Consider the following 23,999-nt stretch of genomic DNA (forward strand, 5'->3'; position numbering starts at 1 on the left):
GATCAGGCATTGGCCTTGGCGCTGCGGCGTCGCGCCACCGTACCCATCAGCCCCAGCCCGGCCAGCAACATGGAGTAAGTTTCGGGCTCAGGTACTGCCGTGACCATGTGTCCGTATTGGATGTGGTCTACCTCGATGCCGCCTGAGCTGTTGCTGATGGTGATGCTTTTCACTCCGCCAGCGAAATGGACACCCAAAAAGCGGTCGTCCGCGGTGGTGCCATAAAAACTGTTGTCAGCAAAGCCACTGAAGGTGCTGCTGCCCAACAAGGACCCGTCTTCACCGCGGGCGCTGAAGGTGATGCTGCCTGCCCCATCGGTCCAGACAAGACCAAACGCGGTGGGTAGCTGTGTCGGGCTGTTGAAGGTGAATGTGATGCCCGCGCTGCCACTGCCAGAAAACCAGCTGTGCCCCTGGTTGCCCAAGCCATCGATATTGCCATCGTCTGCATCCACGGAATCGACCAGGCTGCCCCATTGTGCGGGCGAGATAACGCTGCCCGTGTTGGCAGACAAGCCGCCGTTCAGGGCGCCGTCTTCCAGGGTGTCCAAGAATGTGGGGCTTGCGCCCGCATAGAAGCCGACCGGAATGTCTGCAGACGATAGGTAGGCCGATGGCCCGTAGAAGACGGGTGCCGCGATCGACGCAGATGCGGCTGAAGCCAGGGTGATTGCGGCCAAGGTTGAGGCCACGAAATGCTGGTGCAAAGACATAAAAAGCTCCCTGAAGTGAGGGCGTTGTGCCCGGTGGTGAAGTACAGATACTTCAGGGAAGAGGCTAAAACGCCAAGGGGCTGGCCGCAATGCGCCTGAGTGCGTAGGGCGCTGCGGTTTTCTACGCAGTTCTGCGTAGAAAACGCCCCCATCGCTTGTTTCAGGAAGCGCGGGTCGCTGCGGCCTTTGACATCTTGTTTAACTGTGGGGCGTTTGCTGGCGTCATCGATGGAGGCAAACCCGCCAGCGGTCTTGGGCGGCGCATGGCCTAGTAGCCGGAGCTTTCTTTGCCCGCAAACGGTGGCCGTCGGCCTACCAGGGCCTCGAGCATGGAGAGTTCGTAGTCGCGGTGGTTGATCACCGGCGCTGCCGTTAGCAAGGGCGCCGCTGTGTCTTTGCCCACATAAAAGGGCGAGTCATGGTAAGTGGTTGCCACCGTGCGTGCCTGGCTGGGGTCGGCCGTGGGGGTCAGGTCGGCGGTGCCGTAACACAGGCAAAAGTAGGTTTGTGTGTCGGTGGCTTCGATGTAGCAGGCGGTGCCCCGGATGCCCGCCGTCATGGTGGGCATGACGATGCGTTTGCTGCCGGGGCCAAATACCGCCAGCACTTTGCCGGTCACCACGCGCAAGATGCCGGTGACGCCTTCGCTGGCGAATTGCACCAGGCTGTCCTCACGCATCAGGTAGGCGTTGTTGCCCATCACGTAGACCACTTCGCTGGCCTTGCCGGTGGCAATGGTGTCACCCGTCAGCACCAACTGGCCTTCCTTGGCCGGGCTGCCGTTGACTTGCACCAGGCCTTTGAGGCTGCGAATGCCGGGCACCAGGGGCCGTGTGCCCATGGACATCACCTGCACCATGTACGACGACAGGCTGACGGCGCCCAAGGCCTGAAGAATGCTGCGACGGTGTGACATGGAAACTTCCCCGTGTATGGTGGTGCGCATGCTGCGCCGGTGCTTCTTGTTCTTGCGCGATGCTACCCAATAACAGGGCAAACAAGCAATGCGCAATGGGACGTAGGGTTGCGCTGTCGGGTACGCACTTGGGCGTATGTGGGGCCTACTGCAGTGCGCCTGGCGCGGTGTTGGCACTGGCTGCGCGAATGGCATAAGCAGCCATTTCGGCGCTGTTGCGCAGGCCCAGCTTGCTGCGGATGTTCTCCCGGTGTTTGCGTGCAGTGGCTTCGCTGATGCCGAGTTTGGCACCCATCTCCTTGCTGGTCAGGCCTTCACCCACCAGTTTCAGAATCACTACTTCGCTGTGGGTGAGTTTGGCTTCCGGGCCGGGCGCCGCGGGTTCCTGGATGAACAGGGCCGCAATTTCGTTGCTGACATAGCGGCGCCCCTGGGCGATGCGCCGGATGGCCTGCAGCAGCTCGTGGCTGCTCTCGTTCTTGGGTACATACCCCGCAGCACCCAGCGCGAGGGCCGCGCGCACCGATGCGGCATCCATGCGGGCAGTCACCACCAGAGTGCGGGTGGGGCAGTGGGCGGTGCGCAGGGCCTGCATCACTGCCAGGCCGTCGAGTTGGGGCAGGCCCAGGTCCAGCAGCAAGACGTCGGGTTGCAGCGCCAGCACCTGCGCCAATGCACGGGTGCCATCGTTGGCCAGGCCCACGCAGTCCATGTCGGCCTGCGTGTTGATGAGCATTTGCAGCGCATCGGCCAACATGGCGTGGTCTTCGGCGATAAAAATGCGTACGCTTGGCATAACGGTGCAATCAGGGAGTTAAAGCAATGCAGTGGACACGACCTCAATCTGCCGCGCGGCAAGCCTATGAAGAAAAGGCCTTTGCGCTCTATTTTGCCTACGAAATTCCGTTTCCCTATATCGGTGTGACCTTGATGGCGCTCACCTGTGCCTGGCTGATGTACGGGCAGGTAGCCACCCATTACATCGTGGTCTGGTTGGTGACGGGCGGTGCGCTCAGCCTGTTGCGAGAGGTGTTTGTCTGGCACATGAAGCCCAAGCTGGAGCGTGGCGAGGGTTACCAGGCGATCCTTTGGGGCTTCACGCTGTCGTCGTTTCTGACCGGTGCGACATGGGGGATGTTTACCTGGATGTACTTTGATGCCGGGCGGCCGCTGTCCTTGTTGATGGCGGGATCGGTGGTTGCCGGCCTGGCGGGGGGCACGGTGACTCCGGTTTCCATTTTTTTGCCTGCCTATTACGCGGCGGTGCTGCCCACTGTCTTGCCGTTTGCCATCATGCTGGCCCTGGTGGGGACCGTAGAGCACAGTGTGCTTGCCGGCATGACGCTGGTGTTCCTCGCGTCCACTTCGGGGTATGCCCACGTGACCAACCGCCTGCACCGCGAATCGATGCGCTTGCGTTTTGAGAACCAACAGCTGATTGCGGATCTGGGCGAACGCAGGGCTGCGGCGGAGGTGGCCTCCCAAACCAAATCACTGTTCCTTGCGGGGGTTAGCCACGACTTGAAGCAACCCATCCGCGCCATCGGTTTGTACCTCGGGGTGCTGCAGCACACGGAGCCCGCTGCCCAGGCCGTTGCATTGGCGAGTGTGGTTCCAAAAATGGAAAAGGCTCTGGGCGAGCTGCATGGGCAAGTGTCCCGGTTGCTGGAGTTGTCGCGCCTGGAGTCTGGGGCTTTGCAGTTGCATATGGAGCACGTAGAGCTGCAGCCGGTTTTTGCGGATCTGCATGCGCTGTTTGGTGAGCAGGCCCGCAACAAAGGTATCCGTTTGCACTTTGCAACGCCACGTGCGCGCCGCCATGCACACGTGTGGGCGGACCGGCGGCTGTTGGAATCCATTTTGCAGAACCTGATCAGCAACGCCATCAAACACACGCCCGCGGGTGCGGTGTATGTGGGCACTCGCCTGCGCATGGACTACCCCGTGGGCCGCCAGCTCTGCATTGAGGTGCGTGACAGTGGCACCGGCATCGCCAGCCACTTGCAGCCGCAGCTCTTTGAGGCCTACCGCAGTTTTGATGACCGGCAGGCCAGCGAGAGCCACGGTTTGGGCTTGGCCATCGCCAAGGCACAAGCCACCTATCTGGGGTGTGACATTCGCCTGCGATCCCATGAGGGGCAGGGGGCGACCTTTACGCTGTGCGGGATTGCGTTGGCTCCCACCTGATCTACCAGCCTATTTGCCGTTGATGCCCAGCAGTTCCACCTCGAACAGCAGGGTGGCATTGGGCGGGATCACGCCGCCTGCGCCGCGCTCGCCGTAGGCGATCTGGGGTGGGCAGGTGAGCTTGGCTTTGCCGCCCACCTTCATGCGCTGCACACCTTCGGTCCAGCAGGCAATCACGCGGCCCAGCGGAAACTCGATTGGCTCGCCACGCTTGTAGGAGCTGTCGAACTCCTTGCCATCGGGCAGGGTGCCGCGGTAGTGCACCTTCACCGTGTCGCTGGCCTTGGGGCTGGCGCCCGTGCCGACCTTGAGTGCGCGGTAGACCAGGCCGGTGCTGCTGAGCACGGCGCCTTCTTCTTTGGCGGCTGCGGTGGTGGTGGCGTTTTGGGCCCCGCTGCAGGTGCTGGCGAAGACCAGGGTGAGGGCGGCAATGCGCGAGAGGTAGTGCATGGAGTTGTGTTTGGAAAAAAAGGAAGTCGAATTGTCGCAGTCACCTGGCCGTGGTTCAATTGGGTCATGCCTGCGTTTTTCGATTCTGGTTCCATCACGCCCCAGTACCACGGCATGGGGCCCGTGGCGCACACGCTCTCGGAGCAGTTGCGCGCGGTTCACGGCCTGATCGGTTCCCGCTACCCGTTTATCGACCGGGTGGCCGTGGTGCTCTACGACCCTGCCACCGATTTGCTCAAGACCTTTGTCAGCAGCAACAAAGACGACACCATGCTCAAACAGTACGAGGTGCCGCTGAGCGACGTGCCCTCGCTGGCGGAGTTGGCCCGTACGCGCCAGCGGCGCTTGGTCGGAGACATTGCAGAAACCTTCCGCTCCAACAGCCAGCACACCCGTTGGCTCAAGGCACAGGACTACCGCTCCAGCTACACCACGCCGGTGTACCAGGATGGGGCCCTGGCAGCTTTCCTGTTTTACGACTCCAAGCAAGCCCAGGTGTTTGACGAGGATGCCGCGCAGTTTCTGGACACTTTTTCTGACCTGATTGCCCAGCTCTACCTGCTGCAAAAACGCCTGGTGCATGGCCTGGTGGGCACCATCCAGGTGGCGGTGGACTTGGCGCGCATTCGCGACTTTGAGACAGGCCAGCACCTCGAGCGCATTGCCTACTATTCGCGCATCATGGCGCGGGCCCTGGCCGAGCAGCATGGCCTGACGGACGAGTACATCGAATACCTGCAGCTCTTCGCCCCCCTGCACGACATTGGCAAGGTCGGCATCCCCGACCATATCCTGCTCAAGCCGGGGCGGCTGGATGCTGCGGAGTACGAGGTGATGAAGCGCCACGTCACGATAGGCGAAGGCATCATCGAGCGCATTGGGAACGACATGGGGGTGCACGAGAGCCTGCCCACCCGCATCATGCGCAACATCGTGGCGACCCACCACGAGCGAGGCGACGGCTCGGGCTACCCGCGCGGGCTGACCATGGCCGACATCCCCCTCGAAGGCCGCATCGTGGCCGTGGCCGATGTGTATGACGCGCTGACCAACCGGCGCACCTACAAAGAGTCGTGGGACGACGCGGCCGTAGCCCGGGAGCTGCAGCGCGAAGTGGACGCCGGCCAGTTGGACGGTGACTGTGTCGCCGCCCTGATGGCCGCCCGCGAGGCACGTATTGCCATCAAGCTGCGGTTTGCCGACCAGCACGCGCCCTGAGCGGCGCGCGCGCGGTTACCTTGTGCATGAATTGCTACTAATTTGGTAGCTAGTCGCGCGATATCCATAAGGGTTTGAGGTCAATTTGACCATCAAACCCCGCTGTGTCACACCAGCAAGGCATTCACCCGCTTGACATACGCTGCCGGGTCCGCCGGCAGGCCGCCTTCGGCCAGCAAGGCCTGGTCGAACAGAATGTGGGCCAGGTCGTGGAAGTGGACGCTGCCGTCCAGTTTTTTCACCAGCGCGTGGTCGGCGTTCACTTCCAGCACGGGCTTCAGCTCGGGCGCGGCCTGGCCGGCTTGCTTGAGCATGCGGGCCAGCTGGGTGCTCATGCCGTCGTCTTGCACCACTAGGCAGGCGGGGCTGTCGACCAGGCGGGTGGTCACACGCACGTCGTCGGCCTTGTCCTTCAGCGCTTCCTTGAGCTTGGCCAGCAGGGGCTTGAAGGTTTCGGCAGCTTCCTCGGCGGCTTTCTTCTCGGCTTCGTCTTGCAGCTTGCCCAGATCCACTGCGCCCTTGGCGACGGACTGCATCGGGGTGCCGTCAAAGTCGTGCAGGTAGTTCAGCGCCCACTCGTCCACGCGGTCGGTCATCAAGAGCACTTCGATGCCCTTCTTCTTGAACACTTCGAGTTGCGGGCTGTTTTTGGCCGCAGCCAGGGTGTCAGCCGTGATGTAGTAGATGGCCTCCTGGCCTTCCTTCATGCGCGCCTTGTAGTCGGCCAGTGACACGCTCACGCTGTCCGTGGTGCTGGAGGCAAAGCGCAGCAGTTTGGAGATGCGGTCCTTGTTGGCAAAGTCTTCGCCCAGGCCTTCCTTCAAGACCGCACCAAACTCGGCGTAGAACTTGGTGTATTTGCCGGCGTTGGCTTCCTGCTCCGCTTTTTCTTCCGCGCTCGGCACATCGGTCACACCGTCCGCACCAGCGTCTGGCACTTTGTCGTTTTTGGCCAGGGTTTCCAGCATGGCGAGCACGCGTTTGGTGTTGCCCTCGCGGATGGCCTTCACGTCGCGGCTTTCCTGCAGCAGTTCGCGGCTCACGTTCAGGGGCAGGTCGGCACTGTCGACCACCCCCTTGATGAAGCGCATGTAGCTGGGCAGCAGGGCTTCTGCATCGTCCATGATGAAGACACGCTTCACGTACAACTTCAGGCCGCCCTTGCGGTCGCGGTTCCACAGGTCCATGGGCGCTTTGCCGGGGATGTAGAGCAACTGGGTGTATTCGGTGCTGCCTTCCACGCGGTTGTGGGTGTGGGCCAGCGGCGCCTCAAAGTCGTGGCTGATCTGTTTGTAGAAGTCGTCGTACTGTTCCTGGGTCACGTCCTTTTTGGCACGGCTCCAGATGGCGTTGGCCTTGTTGACGGTCTCCCACTCGCCGGTCTTGACCATGGCGCCGGGTTGGCGGCCACCGTTGTCGTCGCCGGGCACCAGCAGCTCGCCGTCTTTCCACTCTTCCTTTTCCATCTGAATGGGCAGGCTGATGTGGTCGGAGTACTTGTTGATGATGCCCTTGACCTTCCAGGCCTGGGCGTAGTCCTGCGCGTCGTCGCGCAGGTGCAGGATCACGCTGGTACCGCGCGCTTCGCGGGTGATGCTTTCCACCTCAAACGCACCGCCACCGCTGGCGCCACCATCGCTCACCCAGCGCACGGCTTGGTCGGCGGGCAGACCGGCACGGCGTGATTCCACGGTGATCTTGTCGGCCACGATGAAGCCGGAGTAAAAGCCCACACCAAACTGGCCGATGAGCTGCGAATCAACCTTCTGGTCACCGCTGAGCTTGCTCACAAAGTCCTTGGTACCGCTCTTGGCGATGGTGCCCAGGTTGTCGATGGCTTCCTGCTGGGAGAGACCAATGCCGTTGTCGGTGATGGTCAGCGTCTTGGCATCCTTGTCGAAGGTGACCTTCACCTTCAGCTCGGCGTCGTTCTCGTACAGGCCGCTGTTGTTGATGGCCTCAAAGCGCAGCTTGTCGCAGGCGTCCGACGCGTTGGAGATCAGCTCGCGCAAGAAAATCTCTTTGTTGGAGTACAGCGAGTGGGTCACCAGGTGCAGCAGCTGGGCTACTTCGGCCTGGAAATTCATGGTTTGCTTGGTCATAGATAGGTCTCTGAGTCTCAATAAAACGGTTCGCGCGCCCCAAGCTGCTGGCCTGTAGCGCGGGCAACCCGCAATTATGGGCGAGGGGCCGGGTTTCAAGAGGCCGCACGGATAGGCACAATGCGCCCTATGGGGGGAAACGTAAAACAACGCACATGGCTCTTGGTCGTGGGCTTTCTGATTTGGCTTCTAGGCTGCGGCCTAACGGCTGAAATGACGCAGTCACTTATAGCGACTACGCCGTTGACAGCGTGGGTTTGGCGGGTGATTTTTGTCCTCGGTGGAATTCTGTTGTTAGGCTTTTGGTGCATTCCTTCGTGGCATAGCAGACTCAGCGCTGCGCTGGAGCACAGAATGCCGACACACATTTTTCGGGTTCTGCTCGGTTTTCCGTTGATGTCATGGGGCTTCGCTGGTGTTTTGGTCGCCGCGCCATTGGGGTATGTCTACGGTTTGGCCTACCTCACAGGGTCTGTCCAAGCAGGCGTTGCGGCTCTAGTTGTGGAGGCTGAGCCTCGCCGTAGTTCCGGGAAGGGGTGCAAGCAGCATCTCAAACTACGTCTGTATGCCACAATCAGCAAGGTCTGTGTTGACGGATTAGTTGTCGGACCGCTGCCAGTCCCGGGTCAGCGCGTTGAGCTGCGAGGTGTCCGGTCTTATCTCGGATTCTGGGTGCAGGAGGTGAATGCGGAAGCCGCACACGCACCCCGCTGATCTTCAGGAATGTTGTCTATGACGCATGACTTTGCAACGCTGCCCAACCTAGGCCCCAAATCTCAGCAAATGCTGATCGCTGCAGGTATCCATAGCCTGGAGGACTTGCAGCACCTGGGCGCTGTGGCCGCCTATCTCCGGGTCAAGCGACACAGTGGCAACGTCAGTCTGAACCTGTTGTGGGCACTTGAAGGGGCCATCACCGGGTTGCACTGGCAAGAGGTGGCCCGTGACCACCGCACCAGCCTGCTGCTGGCGCTGGACGATTGGGAGCGTGCGGCCCGGGGCGGCCAGGGCGACCCTGTCCAGGGGATATGCCAGCCGCCCCTTCCCCCGCGCGGTCGTTAGCGCTACATTGCAAGAAAAGTCTCCAGGGAAGTGAGCAACGCGATGAAACCGGACCAGCCAGTACCGCCCCACGACAAGCGGGCGGCCACCTCCACCCCGGCCAACAGGCCTTTTGACAGCTTGCTGGACCCTCTGCCCGTGCCTGATGTGTCGGAGAGCGATACCGATACGGCCTGGGGCCTGTGGGAAGCCAGCGTGGGCGGGCTGCTGCAAGAGGGCAAGGCGCCGCCAGAGACACCACCCCCCCACGGTTTTGAACCCACCCAACCCGTGGGTCTGGATGGGGAACCCCTGCCCAAGAGCAAGGCTTAGCCGGCTACCTCGCCCGGCGCCAGCCAGGCCAGCAGCTGCGCCGTCACCTCGGGGCGGTGCAGCAATTCCATGTGGTTCATCTTGTAGGCGATGCACTGGCTGGGCTTGGCAAACACCAGGGTGCGTTTTGCCTCGTCGTGCAGGCCCAGCGCACTGCGCAGCGGCACCAGCCCATCGCCCAGCAGCCGGTCGGCCAGGGCGCCGCGCTGGCTGGCGGTGGTGGCGGCCACGGTGTAGCAGGCCACGCCTTCAGGCAATGGCACGGGCAGGCGGCGGTCCGGCCCCTTGTGGAAGCGGTTGCGGCCCTGCCAGTCCTCTGGGCTGACACAGCCGTAGCGCAGGTCGGTGATGCCGGCGCTGCGCAGCTGGCCCAGTTTGGCAAAGGGGCGCGAGTAAGGCGTGGCGCCCAGGATGATATCGACCCAGTTGCCCGCGCGCTCCAGCGGCGCGCCGTGGTGGGGCGTGCCCAGGAAAACGATGTTTTTCAACACCTGCAACCACGCAGGGTTGGTCGCGCGCGCCTGCTGCACCGCGCTGCGGGTTACCAGGCCACCCATGCTGTGCGCCAGCACGGTGATGTCGGTCACCGGCACCGGCCAGTGCGCCACCAGTTGCCCGAGCTCCGCCGCCAGTGCGGCACCGTTGTCCGAGGTGTGCAGGCCCGTGTTGTAGCGCACATAGACCGGGGTGTAGCCCACTGCGGCCAGGGCGTGGGCATGGCTGCGCACTTCACCGGTGGTCGTGGTGTGTGTCCACTGCAGGTCGTTCATGCACAGGCCGTGAATGGTGATGAGCAATTTGCCGCCTACCGTGGCGGCTGCGGGCAAGGTGTCAGGCCGGGTCCAGTCCAGCCTGTGGCCCGCGTGGCGCAGCTGCAGGTGCGTGGCCAGCGGGTTGCTGCTGGCGGCCAGGCGGTCGCCCAGCACGCCGTTCAGGGCGGCCAACACGGCCTCGCGCTGTGGGGTGTCGGGTAAAGCGGTATCGGCCGCGTCCAGCAGGGGCTGCAGCTTGCCCAAGATGGCCTCGGCACCACTGCCCACCAGCTGGGTCACGCCTTGCACGGTTTGGTAAATCAGGCCGGTCAGGCCGCGCGTGGTGCCTGCCGTCTTGCCGCCTGGCACGCCCATGCTGCCCCAGACCGACTGGTGCACCCCTTCGGCCATGCGGGCCACGCCGCGGGTGGCCTGGGTGGCCAGTTGCACCACGCCACGCAGGTCGGAGGTGCGGAAGTGCTGCAAGGCCTTGGGCCGCGGGGGCAGGGGCATGGAGGCCTTTTGAAGGACGTTAGAACTTTTCGTGCGGCTGCAGGTAGCGCCACTGGCCCACGGGCAGGTTGCCCAGCATGACCTTGCCCACACGCACGCGCTTGAGGCCCACCACGCGCAGGCCCACCAGTTCGCACATGCGGCGGATCTGGCGCTTCTTGCCCTCGGTCAGCACAAAGCGCAGCTGCTCGGGGTTTTGCCATTCCACCTTGGCGGGTTTCAGGGCCTGGTCGTCCAGGCGCAGGCCGTGGCGCAACAGCTTGAGTTTTTCAGGTGGAAACACGCTTTGCACGTCGGTGCCCACCGGGTCGTCATCGTCGATGCGGCTGAGCTGCTGTACCTTGCCGCCGTATGTCGCAGCAGGCGAGTTGGCCGCCGCGCTGTTGGCCACGCCGGTGTAGACCACGCGCACCAAATACTCTTTCTCCATCACCGAGTCTTCGCCAATCAGCTGGCGCGCCACGCGGCCGTCCTGCGTCAGCACCAAGAGGCCGGTGGAATCAATGTCCAGCCGGCCGGCGGGCACCAGGCTCTTGAGCTGGCTGCCGTGGAAGAAGAAGCGCGCGTTGTCCTCGGCCCATCGGTTTTGCGGCTGGATCAGGGTGATGGCGGGCTCGTGGCCGTCTTCGGCCTGGCCGCTGACGATGCCAATGGGCTTGTTCAGCAAAATGGTGACCTGGTTGGCCTGCTGGCCCTGGGCCTGTTTGTCGATCTCGATGCGCACGCCGGGCAGCACCTGCATGCCCATCTCGGCCACCTTGCCGTCCACTTTCACCCAGCCCTTGCCAATCCACTCGTCGGCCTCGCGGCGCGAGGCCATGCCCAGCTCGGCCATGCGCTTGTTCAGGCGCACGGTGCCACCCGCGCCCTGGGCGGCCGTATTGGTCTGGCCGGCGGGAATGGCGCGGTTGCCGGGGGCCTTGTTGGCGGGGCGCGGCGCGCGGCGCACGCCCGCCGGGCTGTTGGCGGCGCTAGGCGGTGCCGGTGCACGGCGCAAGGTGGGGCGGGGGGGCTGGTCGGTCATGGTGAATTTGCTATTGTTTTAGGAGCTGCTTGCGCATATTTTACGCGGGCTAGGTGCCTATCGGGGCGTCTTGGCTTTGAGCAGGCGCGGAATGTTGTCCTCAATCCAATCGGTCAGCAGGCGCACCTTTTCGGCAGCTTCGCGCCCTAGCGGGGTGAGCCTGTATTCCACGTGCGGCGGCACAACTTCGTAGGCAGTGCGGTTCACCAGGCCATCGCCTTCCAGGCTCTGCAGCGTCTGGATCAGCATGCGCTCGCTCACGCCATTGATCTTGCGCCGCAACTCACCAAAGCGCAGCGTGCCGGACTCCAGCGCGATCAGTGCAAGAACCCCCCAGCGGCTGGTGATGTTTTGAAGTACCTCCCGGGAAGGGCAGGCTGCAGCCAGGACATCACCTCGCTGGAATTTTGCGGCAATTCCCATCCTGTGGCTCCTTTAGAACACTGCCTGGATTGTAGGTAGGTGCCGGGTTTTACGCGGCGAGAAGACACTTACTATTTTGTATGTACTTGCATAAAGTAAGCGACAAACCTACATTCCATCGCAGCCCGGGCGTTGTACTGCCCGGTCCGCCAACTTTGAAAGGATTTGAATGAAAACAACCCTACTGGCAGGCCTTGTGGCCGCCGCCTGCGCGCTGCCGGCCCTGGCACAGGAGGCCGTGCGTGGCTCCCGCAACGCCGATGCACTGTTCACCAGCGCTGACCCCAAGCTGCACGCCAACAAGCAGGTGGCCTACCACATCGTCAAGGATTTGCTGGAAGCCAACCACTGGGAACTGGCTGAGCGCTACATCGACAAGGACTACATCCAGCACAACCCCAATGCGCGCAACGGACGCGATGCCGTGGTGTATTTCTTCACCCAGGTACTCAAGGTGCAACCCAAGCCCATTCCCGAGAAACTGAGCCTGCCGGTCGCTGAGGTCATGGCCGAGGGCGATCTGGTGACGGTGATTTACCCGCGCAACGTGGTTGACCCCGCGCACCCCAAGGGGGCTTACAGCACGGCCTGGTTTGACACCTGGCGCATCAAGGATGGCAAAGCAGTGGAGCACTGGGACCCGGCGCTGATGAACGAAGCGCCCACCCTGTCCAACTGAGGCGCGCGCCCCATCCACGGTCGCTGCAGGTCGGCAAAAGGCACCTAGGGTAAACCCTACTGTTGAACGCAACAGTAGGCGCTTGGCGAGGCAATCCGTATCGTCGCGCCCTGTTTTTGTACTCTCCAAAGGCCTTTCTGCCATGTCCGCGACCGTTGTGCGCAAGCCGCTCTACCAATCCCTCTATGTCCAGGTGCTGTTTGCCGTCACGGTAGGCGTGTTGCTCGGCCATTTTTACCCCCAGCTCGGTACCGAGATGAAGCCGCTGGGGGATGCCTTCATCAAGCTCATCAAGATGATCATCGCGCCCATCATCTTCTGCACCGTGGTGGTGGGCATCGCCGGCATGGAAGACATGAAGAAAGTCGGCAAGACCGGCGGCCTGGCCCTGCTGTACTTCGAAGTGGTGTCCACACTGGCGCTGGTGATCGGCCTGCTGGTGGTGAACTTCATCCAGCCCGGATCGGGCATGCACGTGGATGCCGCCACGCTGGACACCAAGGCCATCGCCGCCTACACCGAGCCCGGCAAGATGAAGGGCACGGTGGACTTTCTGCTGGGCGTGATCCCAACCTCGGTGGTGGACGCCTTCGCCAAGGGCGACATCCTGCAGGTGCTGCTGTTCTCGGTGCTGTTCGGGTTTGCGCTGCACAAGTTTGGCGGCCGCGGCACCATGGTGTTTGACTTCATCGAGAAGTCCTCCCACGTGCTGTTCGACATTGTGGGCATCATCATGAAGGTGGCCCCCATCGGCGCGTTTGGCGCCATGGCCTTCACCATCGGCAAGTACGGCATCGATTCGCTGTTCTCGCTGGGCAAGCTCATGGGCACCTTCTACCTGACCTGCCTGATCTTCGTGTTCGGCGTGCTGGGCCTGATCGCCAAGCTGCATGGCTTCAGCGTGTTCAAGTTTGTGCGCTACATCAAGGAAGAGCTGCTCATCGTGCTGGGCACCTCGTCGTCCGAGTCGGTGTTGCCCCGCATGATGGAAAAACTGGAGAACCTGGGCGCCCGCAAATCGGTGGTGGGTCTGGTCATTCCGACCGGGTATTCGTTCAACCTGGACGGCACCTCCATCTACCTCACCATGGCCGCGGTGTTCATCGCCCAGGCCACCGACACGCCCATGACCCTGGTGCAGCAGCTCACGCTGCTGGCCGTGTTGCTGCTCACCTCCAAGGGCGCGGCGGGAATCACCGGCAGCGGCTTTATCGTGCTGGCGGCCACACTGTCGGCCGTGGGCGGCGTGCCCGTGGCGGGCCTGGCACTCATCCTGGGCATTGACCGCTTCATGAGTGAAGCACGCGCCCTGACCAATCTGGTGGGCAATGGCGTGGCCACCCTGGTGGTGGCCAAGTGGACCGGCGACCTGGACATGCAGCGCCTGCAGGCCGGCCTGGAGCACCCCACGCAGCAAGAAGCCCAAGCGCCCGAGGAAATTCTGGACCAGCACGTGGAACACATGGCCGTTCGCCCCAGCAAGGGCTGAGAGCATTCGCCCACTAGTTGCGCGCGTCAAGGGTCTCGAAAATCCTTGACGCTGCATCTGGGGCGCTCACGGTCGCCGAATCGATGACCAGTCGATCGCTCGACCACGGTTCGTACTCACGTTGTTGAACTTCAGCCCACGTTGGCAGTGTGTGCCCCGGGATGTCTGCCTTGCGGTTCTCCACACGCCTCTGATGTTCGCTTATGTCCGAACACACAACTTCCACTTCGACGATGTGTGAGTTAGCACTTTCAGCAATCGCACGCCAAGTTTCTCGGATAGAGGTCAGCGGGTTCACGGCATCTGCCACAACGGTTCCCCCCAAGCAGAGATTGGCCTTGGCCATTTGGTAGGCCACAAGGTAGCCCAATGCCCCCACCCCATGCTGTGTGTGCAAGGCAGACAAGATGGCTTGTTCAATGGTGTCGATCCGAACATATGCAGCGCGACACCGGCGCGCCAGGATCTGGGCGATGGTCGTTTTGCCCGTGCCCGGCAGACCGCTAAAGACGATTAACATGCGCGCGATTCTGCCCCAGCGGCCCCGTCGTGGGTATCTGCACATGCCACCCCGCCAGCCGCATGAAAGTGGCCATGTGCGTGCAATTTGCTATAAAAACGATAGCTGCTTGCGAAATATTCACGAGGGCTAGACCGCGATTTGGCGTGTAAACACCCGCGACCGCAGCGCCTGCAGATCCAGCACCCGCAGCCCGCCGTATTCCACCCGAATGAAGGCCTGGGCCTCCAGCGCGTTCAGCGCCTCGTTCACGCGCTGGCGCGACAGGCCCACCAGGTAGGCCAGCTCCTGCTGGGTGATGCGCAGCACCTCGCCCACGCCGGGGTAGAGCACAGGGTTGAACAGGGAGGCCAAGCTGCGCGCCACGCGGATGTCGGGGTTGGTCATGCGGTCGATCTCGCGCGCGGCGATGAACTGGCCCAAGCGTTCGTTGAGCTGGTTCATCACAAAGCGGTTGAAACCAATCGAGTGGTCCAGCAGCCAGTGGAAAGTGTCCACATGCAGGCCGGCCACCAGGCTCTTGCGCAGCGCCTGGATGTTGTAGCGGTAGGTCTCGCGCTTGAGTGCCGTGCCCTCGCCAAACCAGCCGCCCGGTGGCACGCCGGTGAAGGTCATGGTCTGGCCCTCGGCGTTGTCGGTGCTCATCTTCAGCAGGCCGTCCACCACACCAAACCAATAGGTCACTGGGCGGCCCATGCGGCACAGGTATTCGCCCGGTGCCGCCTCGGCAATGCGCAGGTCGTCCACGGCGCGCTGGCGTTCGTCGGGCAGCAGCACTTGCAGCCACGGAATGGCCGCCAATTCGACGTCGGTGAGCGGACGGCGGCGCTGGTGCAGGCTGGAGTCGGTGCTCATGGGCGGGCCTTGTAAGTTGCCAATAAGTGAAGGGAAAACACCTACCGAGAAATGCACAAATTGTCGTCCAAACGACAACTTGGCGTCAAATGCAGTCCTACCATTCGCCCCATACCAAAAGCCCCTTGGCGCATGCCGGGGGCCATAACGAGGTGACACGCAATGGGTACGCACACGACATTTCCGCAGCTGCTGCTGCAGCACGCCAGCCAGCGCCCGCAGGCGCCGGCCATGCGTGAAAAGGAATACGGCATCTGGCAGGCGCTGACCTGGGCCGAGCTGGCGCAGATGGTGGAGCACATCGCAGCCGGTCTGCACCAGGCTGGTCTGCAACGGCATGACCACATGGTGGTGGTGGGCGCGAACCGGCCCCGCCTGTACGCCACCATGCTGGCTGCGCAAAGCCTGGGAGCCATTCCCATCCCGCTGTACCAGGATGCCGCGGCACCCGAGTGTGTGTTCCCCATCAACAATGCCGAGGTGCGCTTCGCCTTTGCCGAAGACCAGGAGCAGGTAGACAAGCTGCTGGAAGTACGTGAGCAGTGCCCGCAGCTGGCCCACATTTACTTTGATGACCCGCGTGGCCTGCGCAACTACGACGAGCCCGGCCTGGCGGCCATGGACGAGCTGCAGGCGGCGGGCAAGGCGTTTGCTGCATTGCATGTGGACTTCTTCAAGGCGGAGATCGCGAAGATCACGCACACCGATGTGGCGGCCATGTTTTTCACCTCCGGCACCACGGGCAACCCCAAGGGCGTGGTGCACACGCACGATTCCTTGTTGAACCGCGCCCGCGCCGGTGCCACGTTTGACCGCCTCACCAGTGACGAAGACGTGTTGGCCTACATGCCTCCGGCCTGGATCGGGCAGAACATCTTCAGCTACGCCCAGTGGCTGTCGTGCGGCTACGTGGTGAACTGCCCCGAAAGCAGCGCCACCGCCAGCATCGACCTGAAAGAAATTGGCCCCACCTACTACTTCGCGCCGCCGCGCGTGTTCGAGGGCATGCTCACCACGGTGATGATTCGCATGGAGGACGCGGGTGCCCTCAAGCGCAACCTGTTCCATTACTTCATGGACGTGGCCAAGAAGGTGGGCCCGGCGCTGATGGACGGTTTGCCGGTGTCCACCACGGACCGCGCCTTGTATGCGCTGGGCAATGTGCTGGTCTACGGCCCACTGCGCAACACGCTGGGCTTCAGCCGCGTGCGGGTGGCCTACACGGCGGGCGAGGCGATTGGTCCGGACCTGTTCACCTTCTACCGCTCCATCGGCATCAACCTCAAACAGCTCTACGGCTCCACCGAGACTGCGGTGTTTGTGTGCCTGCAGCCCGACAACCAGGCGCGTGCCGACACGGTGGGCGTGCCCTGCGAAGGGGTGGAGATCAAGGTGGCCGACAACGGCGAGATTCTGGTCAAGTCGCCCGGCCTCCTGAAGGAGTACTACAAGAACCCCGCCGCCACGGCCGAGGTGCTGACCGCCGACGGCTGGTATCACACCAGTGATGCCGGCTTCATTGACGCGCACGGACACCTCAAGATCATCGACCGCGTGAAGGACGTGGGCCGCATCCAGGGCGGGACCTTCGACGCCGCCATGTTTGCGCCCAAGTATGTGGAGAACAAACTCAAGTTCTTCCAGCACATCAAGGAGGTGGTGGCCTATGGCGATGGCCGCGAGCAGGTGTGTGTGCTCATCAACATCGACTTTGAGGCGGTGGGCAACTGGGCCGAACGCCGTAACCTGCCCTACGCCGGCTACACCGACCTGGCGCAAAAACCCGAGGTCTACCAGCTCATCAAGGAATGTGTGGAGAAGGTGAATGCCGACCTGAGCGCGGACGCACTGCTGGCCGGCAGCCAGGTGAGCCGCTTCCTGGTGTTGCACAAGGAGCTGGACGCGGACGACGGTGAGCTGACGCGGACCAACAAGGTGCGCCGCGGCTTTATTGCCGACAAATACAACGTGCTGGTGGACGCCCTGTATGGCGGCAAGACCAGCCAGTTCATTGAAACCCAGGTCAAGTTTGAAGACGGGCGTACCGGTAGCGTGAGCGCCACGCTGCGCATTGAAGACGCCAAGACCTTTGCCGCTGTGAAGGCCGCTGCATGACATCCAAAAAGATCGGTGACGTCATTCTGGACGTCAAGAACATCTCCCTGCGTTTTGGTGGCGTCAAGGCGCTGACCGACATCAGCTTTGATGTGCGTGAGCACGAGATCCGCGCCATCATCGGGCCCAACGGCGCGGGCAAGAGTTCGATGCTGAACTGCATCAACGGCGTGTACGCACCGCAGGACGGGGCCATCACCTTCCGGGGCCAAGCCTTCAAGTACATGAACAGCCACCAGGTGGCCACCATGGGCATAGGCCGCACCTTCCAGAACCTGGCCTTGTTCAAGGGCATGAGTGTGCTGGACAACATCATGTCCGGGCGCAACCTCAAGATCAAAAGCAACATCCTGTTGCAGGCACTGCGCATCGGCCCGGCCGAACGCGAAGAGATTGCGCACCGCGAGGCCGTGGAACGCATCATTGATTTCCTGGAGATCCAGGCCTACCGCAAGACACCCGTGGGCCAACTGCCCTACGGCTTGCAAAAGCGGGTAGACCTGGGGCGCGCGCTGGCCATGGAGCCACAGGTGCTGTTGCTGGACGAACCCATGGCGGGCATGAACGTGGAGGAGAAGCAGGACATGTGCCGCTTTGTGCTCGACGTGAACGACGAGTTTGGCACCACGGTGGTGTTGATCGAACACGACATGGGCGTGGTGATGGACATCAGCGACCGCGTGGTGGTGCTGGACTACGGGAAAAAGATTGGTGACGGCACACCCGATGAAGTGCGCAACAACCCCGATGTGATCAGCGCCTACCTCGGCACCTCGCACTAAGGACATACCAAGATGGCATTTTTTCTTGAAACCTTGCTCGGCGGCCTGATGGCCGGCATGTTGTATTCGCTGGTGGCGCTGGGCTTTGTGCTGATCTTCAAGGCCTCGGGCGTGTTCAACTTTGCCCAGGGCGCCATGGTGCTGTTTGCGGCACTGGCCATGGCGCGCTTTGCGGAGTGGATTCCCTTGCACCTGGGTATCACCCACCCCGTGGCCGCCAACGTACTGGCATTTGTGGGCGCGGGCGTGGTGATGTTTGTGGTCGCCTGGATCATCGAGCGCCTGGTGTTGCGCCATCTGGTGAACCAGGAGGGCACTACGCTGTTGATGGCCACGCTGGGCATCACCTACTTCATGGAAGGCCTGGGGCAAACCATTTTTGGCAGCAGTATTTACAAGATCGACATTGGCATGCCCAAAGATCCGGTGATGATTTTGGAGAGCACCTTTGAAGGCGGCATCCTGATCAACAAGGAAGACTTCTATGCCGCGCTGATTGCCGCCGCGCTGGTCGCGCTGCTGAGTGTTTTCTTCCAAAAGACGGCCACCGGCCGTGCCTTGCGGGCGGTGGCTGACGACCACCAAGCCGCGCAATCCATCGGCATTCCGCTGAACCGCATCTGGGTCATCGTCTGGTGTGTGGCCGGTGTGGTGGCGCTGGTGGCCGGCATGATTTGGGGCAGCAAGCTGGGGGTGCAGTTCTCGCTGACCACCGTGGCCTTGCGGGCCTTGCCCGTGGTGATCTTGGGGGGGCTGACGTCGGTGCCCGGCGCGATTGTGGGCGGTTTGATCATCGGCGTGGGCGAGAAGCTGTCCGAGGTCTACCTAGGCCCGTATGTGGGGGGCGGCATCGAGATCTGGTTCGCCTATGTATTGGCGTTGGGCTTCCTGCTGATTAGGCCGCAGGGCCTGTTCGGCGAGAAGATCATCGACCGCGTATGACCCCCGTTTTGAACCAACGTTCCCAAGCCATTGCGCGCCCCAAGAGGCAGGGCGACAGTGGGCTTTGCGTAGGTAAAGGAGGAGCCCGCAATGCGGGCGGGGGACACGAAGCAAAGCGCACTGGCGCCCGGGCTGCCAGCTAACAGATTGCGAGAGAAAAAATGTTCTACAGAGAAAACGGCCAATTCAAAACCACCTACCGCGCGGACCAGCAGATCTTTCCCATCGCGCAGGACCGTATCGCCATCCTGGCCATGCTGGTGGTGGGCTTTGCCGCGGTGCCCCTGCTGGCCAGCGACTACATGTTCCGTGCCATCCTGATTCCCTTTCTGATCTTCTCGCTGGCCGCGGTGGGGGTGAACATTCTGGTGGGCTTTTGCGGCCAGATCTCGCTGGGCTCGGGCGCCTTCATGGCGGTGGGGGCATATGCCGCCTACAACTTCTTTGTGCGCATTGAAGGCATGCCGCTGCTGGTGGCACTGCTCCTGGGCGGCGTGAGTTCCATGGTGTTTGGCATGGTGTTCGGTTTGCCCAGCTTGCGGGTCAAGGGGCTGTACCTGGCCGTGGCCACGCTGGCGGCGCAGTTTTTTGCAGACTGGATGTTCTTGCGCATCCAGTGGTTCACCAATAACTCGCCCTCGGGCTCGGTGTCGGTGTCCAACCTGCAGGTGTTTGGCCTGTCGCTGGAGAGTCCGGTGGCCAAGTACATCTTCTGCCTGAGTCTGCTGGTCATCATTGCGCTGTTGGCCAAAAACCTGGTGCGCGGCGCCGTGGGGCGCGAGTGGATGGCCATCCGCGACATGGACGTGGCGGCCGCGGTCATCGGCATCCGTCCCATGTACGCCAAGCTCAGCGCGTTTGCGGTCAGCTCTTTCATCGTGGGCGTGGCCGGTGCCCTGTGGGGCTTTATTTATCTGGGGGCCTGGGAGCCAGCGGCCTTCTCGGTGGACCAGTCGTTCAAGCTGCTGTTCATGGTGATCATCGGCGGCATGGGCTCCATCATGGGCAGCTTTTTTGGTGCGGCCTTCATCGTGGTGCTGCCCATTTTCCTGAGCCAGGTCCTGCCTGTGCTGGCCAGCCTGTTTGGGATTGAGATTTCCACTGCTGGCATCTCGCATGCCGAGCTGATGATTTTTGGCGGCCTGATTGTGTGGTTCCTGATCGTGGAGCCGCATGGCCTGGCCAAGCTCTGGTCTATCGGTAAACAGAAATTGCGTTTGTGGCCTTTCCCTCACTGAGAAGGAAGAGCCAGGTTCCGGGTTCCCTCGTGCTTCAACACTTAATTACAGGAGAGACAAATGAAGCTTTCTAAACTCGTTCTCGCAACCGTCGCGCTGGCCTCCGGGCTGGCGGCTGGCCAGGCCATGGCCCAGGCCAAGGAGCAGTTCATTCCGGTGCTGTCCTACCGCACCGGGCCCTACGCGCCCAACGGTGTGCCATGGGCCAATGGCTATGTGGACTACATCAAGCTCACCAATGCGCGTGGGGGCATCAATGGTGTGAAGTTCAGCTTTGAAGAGTGCGAAACCGGGTACGACACCGCCCGCAGCGTGGAGTGCTACGAGCGCTTGAAGAGCAAGGGTGCGTCCTTTGTGCAGCCGCTGTCCACCGGCGCTACGTTTGCCATTACCGAAAAAGCACCGGCCGACAAGATCCCCGTGGTGACGGTGGGCTATGGCCGCAGCGAGAGCGCGGATGGTTCGGTGTTCAAGTGGAACTTCCCGATTGCAGGTACCTACTGGGTGGCGGCTGACGCCATCATGCAAGCGATCGCCAAGAAAGAAGGTGGCTTTGACAAGCTCAAGGGCAAGAAGCTGGCGCTGGTCTACCACGACAGCCCGTTTGGCAAGGAGCCCATCCCGCTGTTGCAAGAGCGCGCCGCCATGCATGGTTTCAACCTGCAGCTGCTGCCCGTGACTGCCCCCGGCGTGGAGCAGAAAGCCACCTGGTTGCAAGTGCGCCAGAACCGTCCTGACTACGTCGTGCTGTGGGGCTGGGGCGTCATGAACAGCACCGCCATCAAGGAAGCGCAAGCCACTGGCTACCCGCGCGAAAAGATGTATGGCGTGTGGTGGGCCGGTGCCGAGCCGGATGTGAAAGACGTGGCCGACGGTGCCAAGGGCTACAACGCCGTGACCATGCAGCACGGAGCCGAACCCAACTCCAAGTTGGTAAAGGACGTGATGGCCATGGTCCACGGCAAGGGCCAGGGCACGGGACCCAAAGATGAGGTGGGCCAGGTGCTCTACATGCGTGGCGCCATGAGCGCGATGCTGGCGATTGAAGGTGTGCGCTCTGCCCAAGACCGCTTTGGCAAGGGCAAGGTCATGACCGGCGAGCAAGTGCGCTGGGGCCTGGAAAACCTGAACCTGACCCAGCCCAAGCTGGACGCCCTGGGCTTTGCCGGTGTGATGCGCCCCATCAGCACCTCCTGTGTGGACCACATGGGTGCTTCGTGGGCCCGTATCCACACCTGGGATGGCAAGGCCTGGAAGTTCACCTCGGATTGGCTGCAGGGAGATGAACAAATCATCAAACCCCTGGTCAAGAGCACGGCTGCCAAGTACGCCACCGAGAAGAAGCTGACACCGCGTACCCCTGCAGATTGCCAAAGCTGATGCTTTGGCAATCTTTGGGGACGCGGTGTTACCGCCTGTATTGACGGCACCCTCCCCAACCCCTCCCGCCGAGCGGGAGGGGCAGCGGCCCTCGCGGGCCGCCAATCGACAGCGCTGCGATGCAGCTTTGTCGATTGGTAAAGGCAAACCTATGGAACCGAAAAACATTGTTCTCAACGTGAATGGCATCGAGGTCATTTACAACCACGTCATCTTGGTGCTCAAGGGCGTGTCGCTGCAGGTGCCTGAGGGCGGCATTGTGGCCATCCTGGGGGGCAACGGTGCGGGCAAGACCACCACCTTGCGCGCCGTGTCCAACCTGTTGGCGGGCGAGCGCGGTGCCGTGACCAAGGGCAGCATCGAGCTGCGCGGTGAGCGCATCGAGAACCTGAGCCCGGCCGACCTGGTGCAGCGCGGCGTGGTGCAGGTGATGGAGGGGCGCCACTGCTTTGCCCACCTGACGATTGAAGAAAACCTGCTGACCGGTGGCTACACGCGCAAGAGCAAGGCCGAGGTGGCGGCGAACCTGGAGAAGGTCTACGCCTACTTCCCGCGCCTCAAGACCCGCCGCACTTCGCAGGCGGCCTACACCTCAGGCGGCGAGCAGCAGATGTGCGCGATTGGCCGCGCGCTGATGGCCAACCCCAGCATGGTGCTGCTGGACGAGCCCTCCATGGGCCTGGCGCCGCAGATCGTGGAAGAGGTGTTCGAGATTGTGAAAGACCTCAACGCCAAAGAGCGCGTGACCTTTTTGCTGGCCGAGCAGAACACCAACATGGCCCTCAAGTACGCCGACTACGGCTACATCATGGAAAGCGGCCGGGTGGTGATGGACGGCGCCGCCGAGGACCTGCGCAGCAACGAGGACGTGAAGGAGTTCTACCTGGGCGTGGGCGGGGGCGAGCGCAAGAGCTTCAAGGACGTGAAAAGTTACAAGCGCCGCAAGCGCTGGCTGGCTTGAGTCGCTATGTTTTTAATAGCTGCTTGCGCATATTCCATCGGGGCTAGAGCCCTAAAAAACCCTTAAACCCCTCGGCAGCCCACCATGACCAGACCCTACGACGCCCTGGAAACCCGTTCCCCTGCCGAGCGCGAAGCCGCGCTGATGGCCGCCCTGCCCGCGCAAGTGGCGCATGCCCAGCGCCACGCGCCGGCATTTGCCCGCATTCTGGCGGGTGTGGAGGCGACCCGGGTGGTCGACCGTGCCGCCTTGGCCCAATTGCCGGTGACGCGCAAAACCGAGTTGCAGGGCCTGCAGCAGGCTGCACGCGAGCAGGGGGGCAATGTGTTTGGAGGGTTCAGTGCGCTGGGCTTTGGTGCGGCCATGCCGCGTGTGTTTGCCAGCCCGGGCCCGATCTATGAACCCGAGGGCACCGCACGCGACTACTGGCGCATGGCGCGTGCCATCTATGCCGCGGGTTTTCGGCCCGGGGAGCTGATCCACAACAGTTTTAGTTACCACTTTGTGCCTGCCGGTTCGATGATGGAGACCGGTGCCCATGCGCTGGGCTGCACCGTGTTCCCCGGTGGCACCGGCCAGACCGAGCAGCAGGTGCAGGCCATGCGCGAGTTGCAACCCGCGGGCTACATCGGCACGCCCAGTTTCCTGAAGATCATTCTGGAGAAGGCTGCCGAAATGGGCGTGACCATCCCCAGCGTCACCAAAGCCATGTTTGGCGGCGAGGCGTTTCCACCGTCCTTGCGCGACTGGTTTTTGGTGCACGGCGTGGATGGGTATCAGTGTTACGCCACGGCCGACTTGGGGCTGATTGCCTATGAAACGTCGGCCCGCGAAGGCTTGGTGCTGGACGAAGGCGTGATTGTGGAGATCGTGCGCCCCGGCACCGGCGACCCGGTGGCTGACGGGGAGGTCGGGGAGGTGGTGGTGACCACGCTGGGCGCGGGCTACCCCTTGGTGCGGTTTGGCACGGGCGATTTGTCCGCCGTGCTGGCCGGGGCCTGCCCTACGGGGCGCACCAACACCCGTATCAAAGGCTGGATGGGCCGGGCCGACCAGACCACCAAGGTGCGCGGCATGTTTGTGCACGCCAAGCAGGTGGACGAGATTGCCAAGCGTTTTGCCGAGGTGCTGCGGGCGCGACTGGTGGTGAGTGGAGAGATGGCCAGCGACGCCATGGCCTTGCACATCGAGGTGCAGGGCAACCCGGATGGGCTGGCCAGCCGGGTGGGCGAGGCCATCCGCGACGTGACCAAGCTGCGCGGTGATGTGGTGCTGGTGGCACCGGGCAGCTTGCCCAATGACGGCAAGGTGATTGAAGACGCGCGCAGCTACCGCTAGGGAACGGGTGCACACCTGTGCCGGGCAA

The 23,999-nt window shown here is 62.5% G+C and carries 23 protein-coding genes; 13 read left to right on the forward strand and 10 right to left on the reverse strand.

Translation table 11 applies throughout. The annotated features are described in order from the left end of the window. Nucleotides 1-2: 2 nt before the first annotated feature. From AC3WS7_RS06910 to AC3WS7_RS06920, 3 genes are all read right to left on the reverse strand, one after another. On the reverse strand, nt 3-713 hold the full coding sequence (locus AC3WS7_RS06910) for a PEP-CTERM sorting domain-containing protein (RefSeq protein ID WP_492655830.1): 711 nt from the start codon (nt 711-713) through the stop codon (nt 3-5). A 268-nt stretch (nt 714-981) separates the two neighbouring features. Continuing rightward, nucleotides 982-1,629, reverse strand: a complete 648-nt coding sequence (locus AC3WS7_RS06915) for a FecR family protein (protein WP_296467746.1) — start codon at nt 1,627-1,629, stop codon at nt 982-984. A gap of 145 nt (nt 1,630-1,774) precedes the next feature. Beyond that, nucleotides 1,775-2,425 carry a response regulator gene (locus AC3WS7_RS06920; RefSeq protein WP_296467744.1) on the reverse strand — a complete coding sequence of 217 codons (651 nt, stop codon included), beginning with the start codon at nt 2,423-2,425 and terminating at the stop codon, nt 1,775-1,777. 26 nt (nt 2,426-2,451) lie between these two features. Here AC3WS7_RS06920 and AC3WS7_RS06925 point away from each other — a divergent pair, with 26 nt between their 5' ends. Beyond that, nucleotides 2,452-3,816, forward strand: a complete 1,365-nt coding sequence (locus AC3WS7_RS06925; protein WP_492655831.1) for a sensor histidine kinase — start codon at nt 2,452-2,454, stop codon at nt 3,814-3,816. A 9-nt stretch (nt 3,817-3,825) separates the two neighbouring features. Here AC3WS7_RS06925 and AC3WS7_RS06930 read toward each other — a convergent pair whose 3' ends face one another. Further along, entirely contained in the window at nt 3,826-4,266 is a 441-nt protein-coding gene (locus tag AC3WS7_RS06930) for an FKBP-type peptidyl-prolyl cis-trans isomerase (protein ID WP_296467740.1), read from the reverse strand. 66 nt (nt 4,267-4,332) lie between these two features. On the opposite strand from AC3WS7_RS06930, the gene AC3WS7_RS06935 reads away from it, so the two are divergent. Continuing rightward, nucleotides 4,333-5,484 carry an HD domain-containing phosphohydrolase gene (locus AC3WS7_RS06935; protein WP_492655832.1) on the forward strand — a complete coding sequence of 384 codons (1,152 nt, stop codon included), beginning with the start codon at nt 4,333-4,335 and terminating at the stop codon, nt 5,482-5,484. Nucleotides 5,485-5,591: 107 nt separating this feature from the next. Here the strand turns inward: AC3WS7_RS06935 and htpG are convergent, their stop codons facing one another. Further along, nucleotides 5,592-7,586 (reverse strand): molecular chaperone HtpG, encoded by a 1,995-nt coding sequence (gene htpG / locus AC3WS7_RS06940; protein WP_492655833.1) that lies wholly within the window; start codon nt 7,584-7,586, stop codon nt 5,592-5,594. Between the two features lie 732 nt (nt 7,587-8,318). On the opposite strand from htpG, the gene AC3WS7_RS06945 reads away from it, so the two are divergent. Together AC3WS7_RS06945 and AC3WS7_RS06950 are read left to right on the forward strand one after the other, a co-directional pair. Continuing rightward, nucleotides 8,319-8,648 (forward strand): TfoX/Sxy family protein, encoded by a 330-nt coding sequence (locus AC3WS7_RS06945; protein ID WP_492655834.1) that lies wholly within the window; start codon nt 8,319-8,321, stop codon nt 8,646-8,648. A gap of 42 nt (nt 8,649-8,690) precedes the next feature. Beyond that, nucleotides 8,691-8,960 carry a hypothetical protein gene (locus tag AC3WS7_RS06950; protein ID WP_492655835.1) on the forward strand — a complete coding sequence of 90 codons (270 nt, stop codon included), beginning with the start codon at nt 8,691-8,693 and terminating at the stop codon, nt 8,958-8,960. Here AC3WS7_RS06950 and AC3WS7_RS06955 read toward each other — a convergent pair. Genes AC3WS7_RS06955 through AC3WS7_RS06965 form a run of 3 tightly spaced genes read right to left on the reverse strand, consistent with a single transcriptional unit; the run spans nt 8,957 to nt 11,672 of the window. Then, on the reverse strand, nt 8,957-10,225 hold the full coding sequence (locus AC3WS7_RS06955; protein ID WP_492655836.1) for an esterase/lipase family protein: 1,269 nt from the start codon (nt 10,223-10,225) through the stop codon (nt 8,957-8,959). The two genes, AC3WS7_RS06950 and AC3WS7_RS06955, sit on opposite strands and share 4 nt — an antisense overlap. Nucleotides 10,226-10,244: 19 nt before the next feature. Next, complete coding sequence (locus tag AC3WS7_RS06960) at nt 10,245-11,249, reverse strand: pseudouridine synthase (RefSeq protein ID WP_492655837.1); 1,005 nt, start codon at nt 11,247-11,249, stop codon at nt 10,245-10,247. Nucleotides 11,250-11,306: 57 nt separating this feature from the next. Continuing rightward, the gene (locus AC3WS7_RS06965) at nt 11,307-11,672 is read right to left on the reverse strand and encodes a winged helix-turn-helix transcriptional regulator (protein ID WP_492655838.1); all 366 of its coding nucleotides are present in this window, start codon (nt 11,670-11,672) and stop codon (nt 11,307-11,309) included. Between the two features lie 169 nt (nt 11,673-11,841). Here AC3WS7_RS06965 and AC3WS7_RS06970 point away from each other — a divergent pair, with 169 nt between their 5' ends. Further along, complete coding sequence (locus tag AC3WS7_RS06970; protein ID WP_492655839.1) at nt 11,842-12,351, forward strand: nuclear transport factor 2 family protein; 510 nt, start codon at nt 11,842-11,844, stop codon at nt 12,349-12,351. Between the two features lie 142 nt (nt 12,352-12,493). Further along, nucleotides 12,494-13,840, forward strand: coding sequence for a dicarboxylate/amino acid:cation symporter (locus tag AC3WS7_RS06975; RefSeq protein WP_492655840.1), 1,347 nt, complete (start codon nt 12,494-12,496; stop codon nt 13,838-13,840). Between the two features lie 13 nt (nt 13,841-13,853). Here AC3WS7_RS06975 and AC3WS7_RS06980 read toward each other — a convergent pair whose 3' ends face one another. Both AC3WS7_RS06980 and AC3WS7_RS06985 read right to left on the reverse strand, forming a co-directional pair. After that, nucleotides 13,854-14,360 carry a P-loop nucleotide/nucleoside kinase family protein gene (locus tag AC3WS7_RS06980; RefSeq protein ID WP_492655841.1) on the reverse strand — a complete coding sequence of 169 codons (507 nt, stop codon included), beginning with the start codon at nt 14,358-14,360 and terminating at the stop codon, nt 13,854-13,856. A 129-nt stretch (nt 14,361-14,489) separates the two neighbouring features. After that, a complete protein-coding gene (locus AC3WS7_RS06985) occupies nt 14,490-15,215 on the reverse strand; it encodes a Crp/Fnr family transcriptional regulator (RefSeq protein WP_492655842.1) in 726 nt (241 codons plus the stop codon). Between the two features lie 162 nt (nt 15,216-15,377). Here AC3WS7_RS06985 and AC3WS7_RS06990 point away from each other — a divergent pair, with 162 nt between their 5' ends. The 7 genes from AC3WS7_RS06990 to AC3WS7_RS07020 all read left to right on the forward strand — a co-directional run bounded on the left by AC3WS7_RS06990 (nt 15,378) and on the right by AC3WS7_RS07020 (nt 23,971). Then, on the forward strand, nt 15,378-17,330 hold the full coding sequence (locus AC3WS7_RS06990) for an AMP-dependent synthetase/ligase (RefSeq protein WP_492655843.1): 1,953 nt from the start codon (nt 15,378-15,380) through the stop codon (nt 17,328-17,330). Beyond that, on the forward strand, nt 17,327-18,112 hold the full coding sequence (locus AC3WS7_RS06995; RefSeq protein WP_296467716.1) for an ABC transporter ATP-binding protein: 786 nt from the start codon (nt 17,327-17,329) through the stop codon (nt 18,110-18,112). Before AC3WS7_RS06990 ends, AC3WS7_RS06995 begins: the two co-directional genes overlap by 4 nt. A 12-nt stretch (nt 18,113-18,124) precedes the next feature. After that, on the forward strand, nt 18,125-19,054 hold the full coding sequence (locus tag AC3WS7_RS07000; protein WP_492655844.1) for a branched-chain amino acid ABC transporter permease: 930 nt from the start codon (nt 18,125-18,127) through the stop codon (nt 19,052-19,054). A gap of 161 nt (nt 19,055-19,215) precedes the next feature. Continuing rightward, entirely contained in the window at nt 19,216-20,292 is a 1,077-nt protein-coding gene (locus AC3WS7_RS07005; RefSeq protein WP_296467712.1) for a branched-chain amino acid ABC transporter permease, read from the forward strand. A 60-nt stretch (nt 20,293-20,352) separates the two neighbouring features. Next, nucleotides 20,353-21,672, forward strand: coding sequence for an ABC transporter substrate-binding protein (locus AC3WS7_RS07010; protein ID WP_296467710.1), 1,320 nt, complete (start codon nt 20,353-20,355; stop codon nt 21,670-21,672). Between the two features lie 151 nt (nt 21,673-21,823). Next, the gene (locus AC3WS7_RS07015) at nt 21,824-22,633 is read left to right on the forward strand and encodes an ABC transporter ATP-binding protein (protein ID WP_296467707.1); all 810 of its coding nucleotides are present in this window, start codon (nt 21,824-21,826) and stop codon (nt 22,631-22,633) included. A gap of 84 nt (nt 22,634-22,717) precedes the next feature. Then, a complete protein-coding gene (locus AC3WS7_RS07020) occupies nt 22,718-23,971 on the forward strand; it encodes a phenylacetate--CoA ligase family protein (RefSeq protein ID WP_492655845.1) in 1,254 nt (417 codons plus the stop codon). Nucleotides 23,972-23,999 lie beyond the last annotated feature (28 nt).

The sequence above is a fragment of the Rhodoferax sp. EU05-FHT12H12 genome, assembly GCF_058791215.1.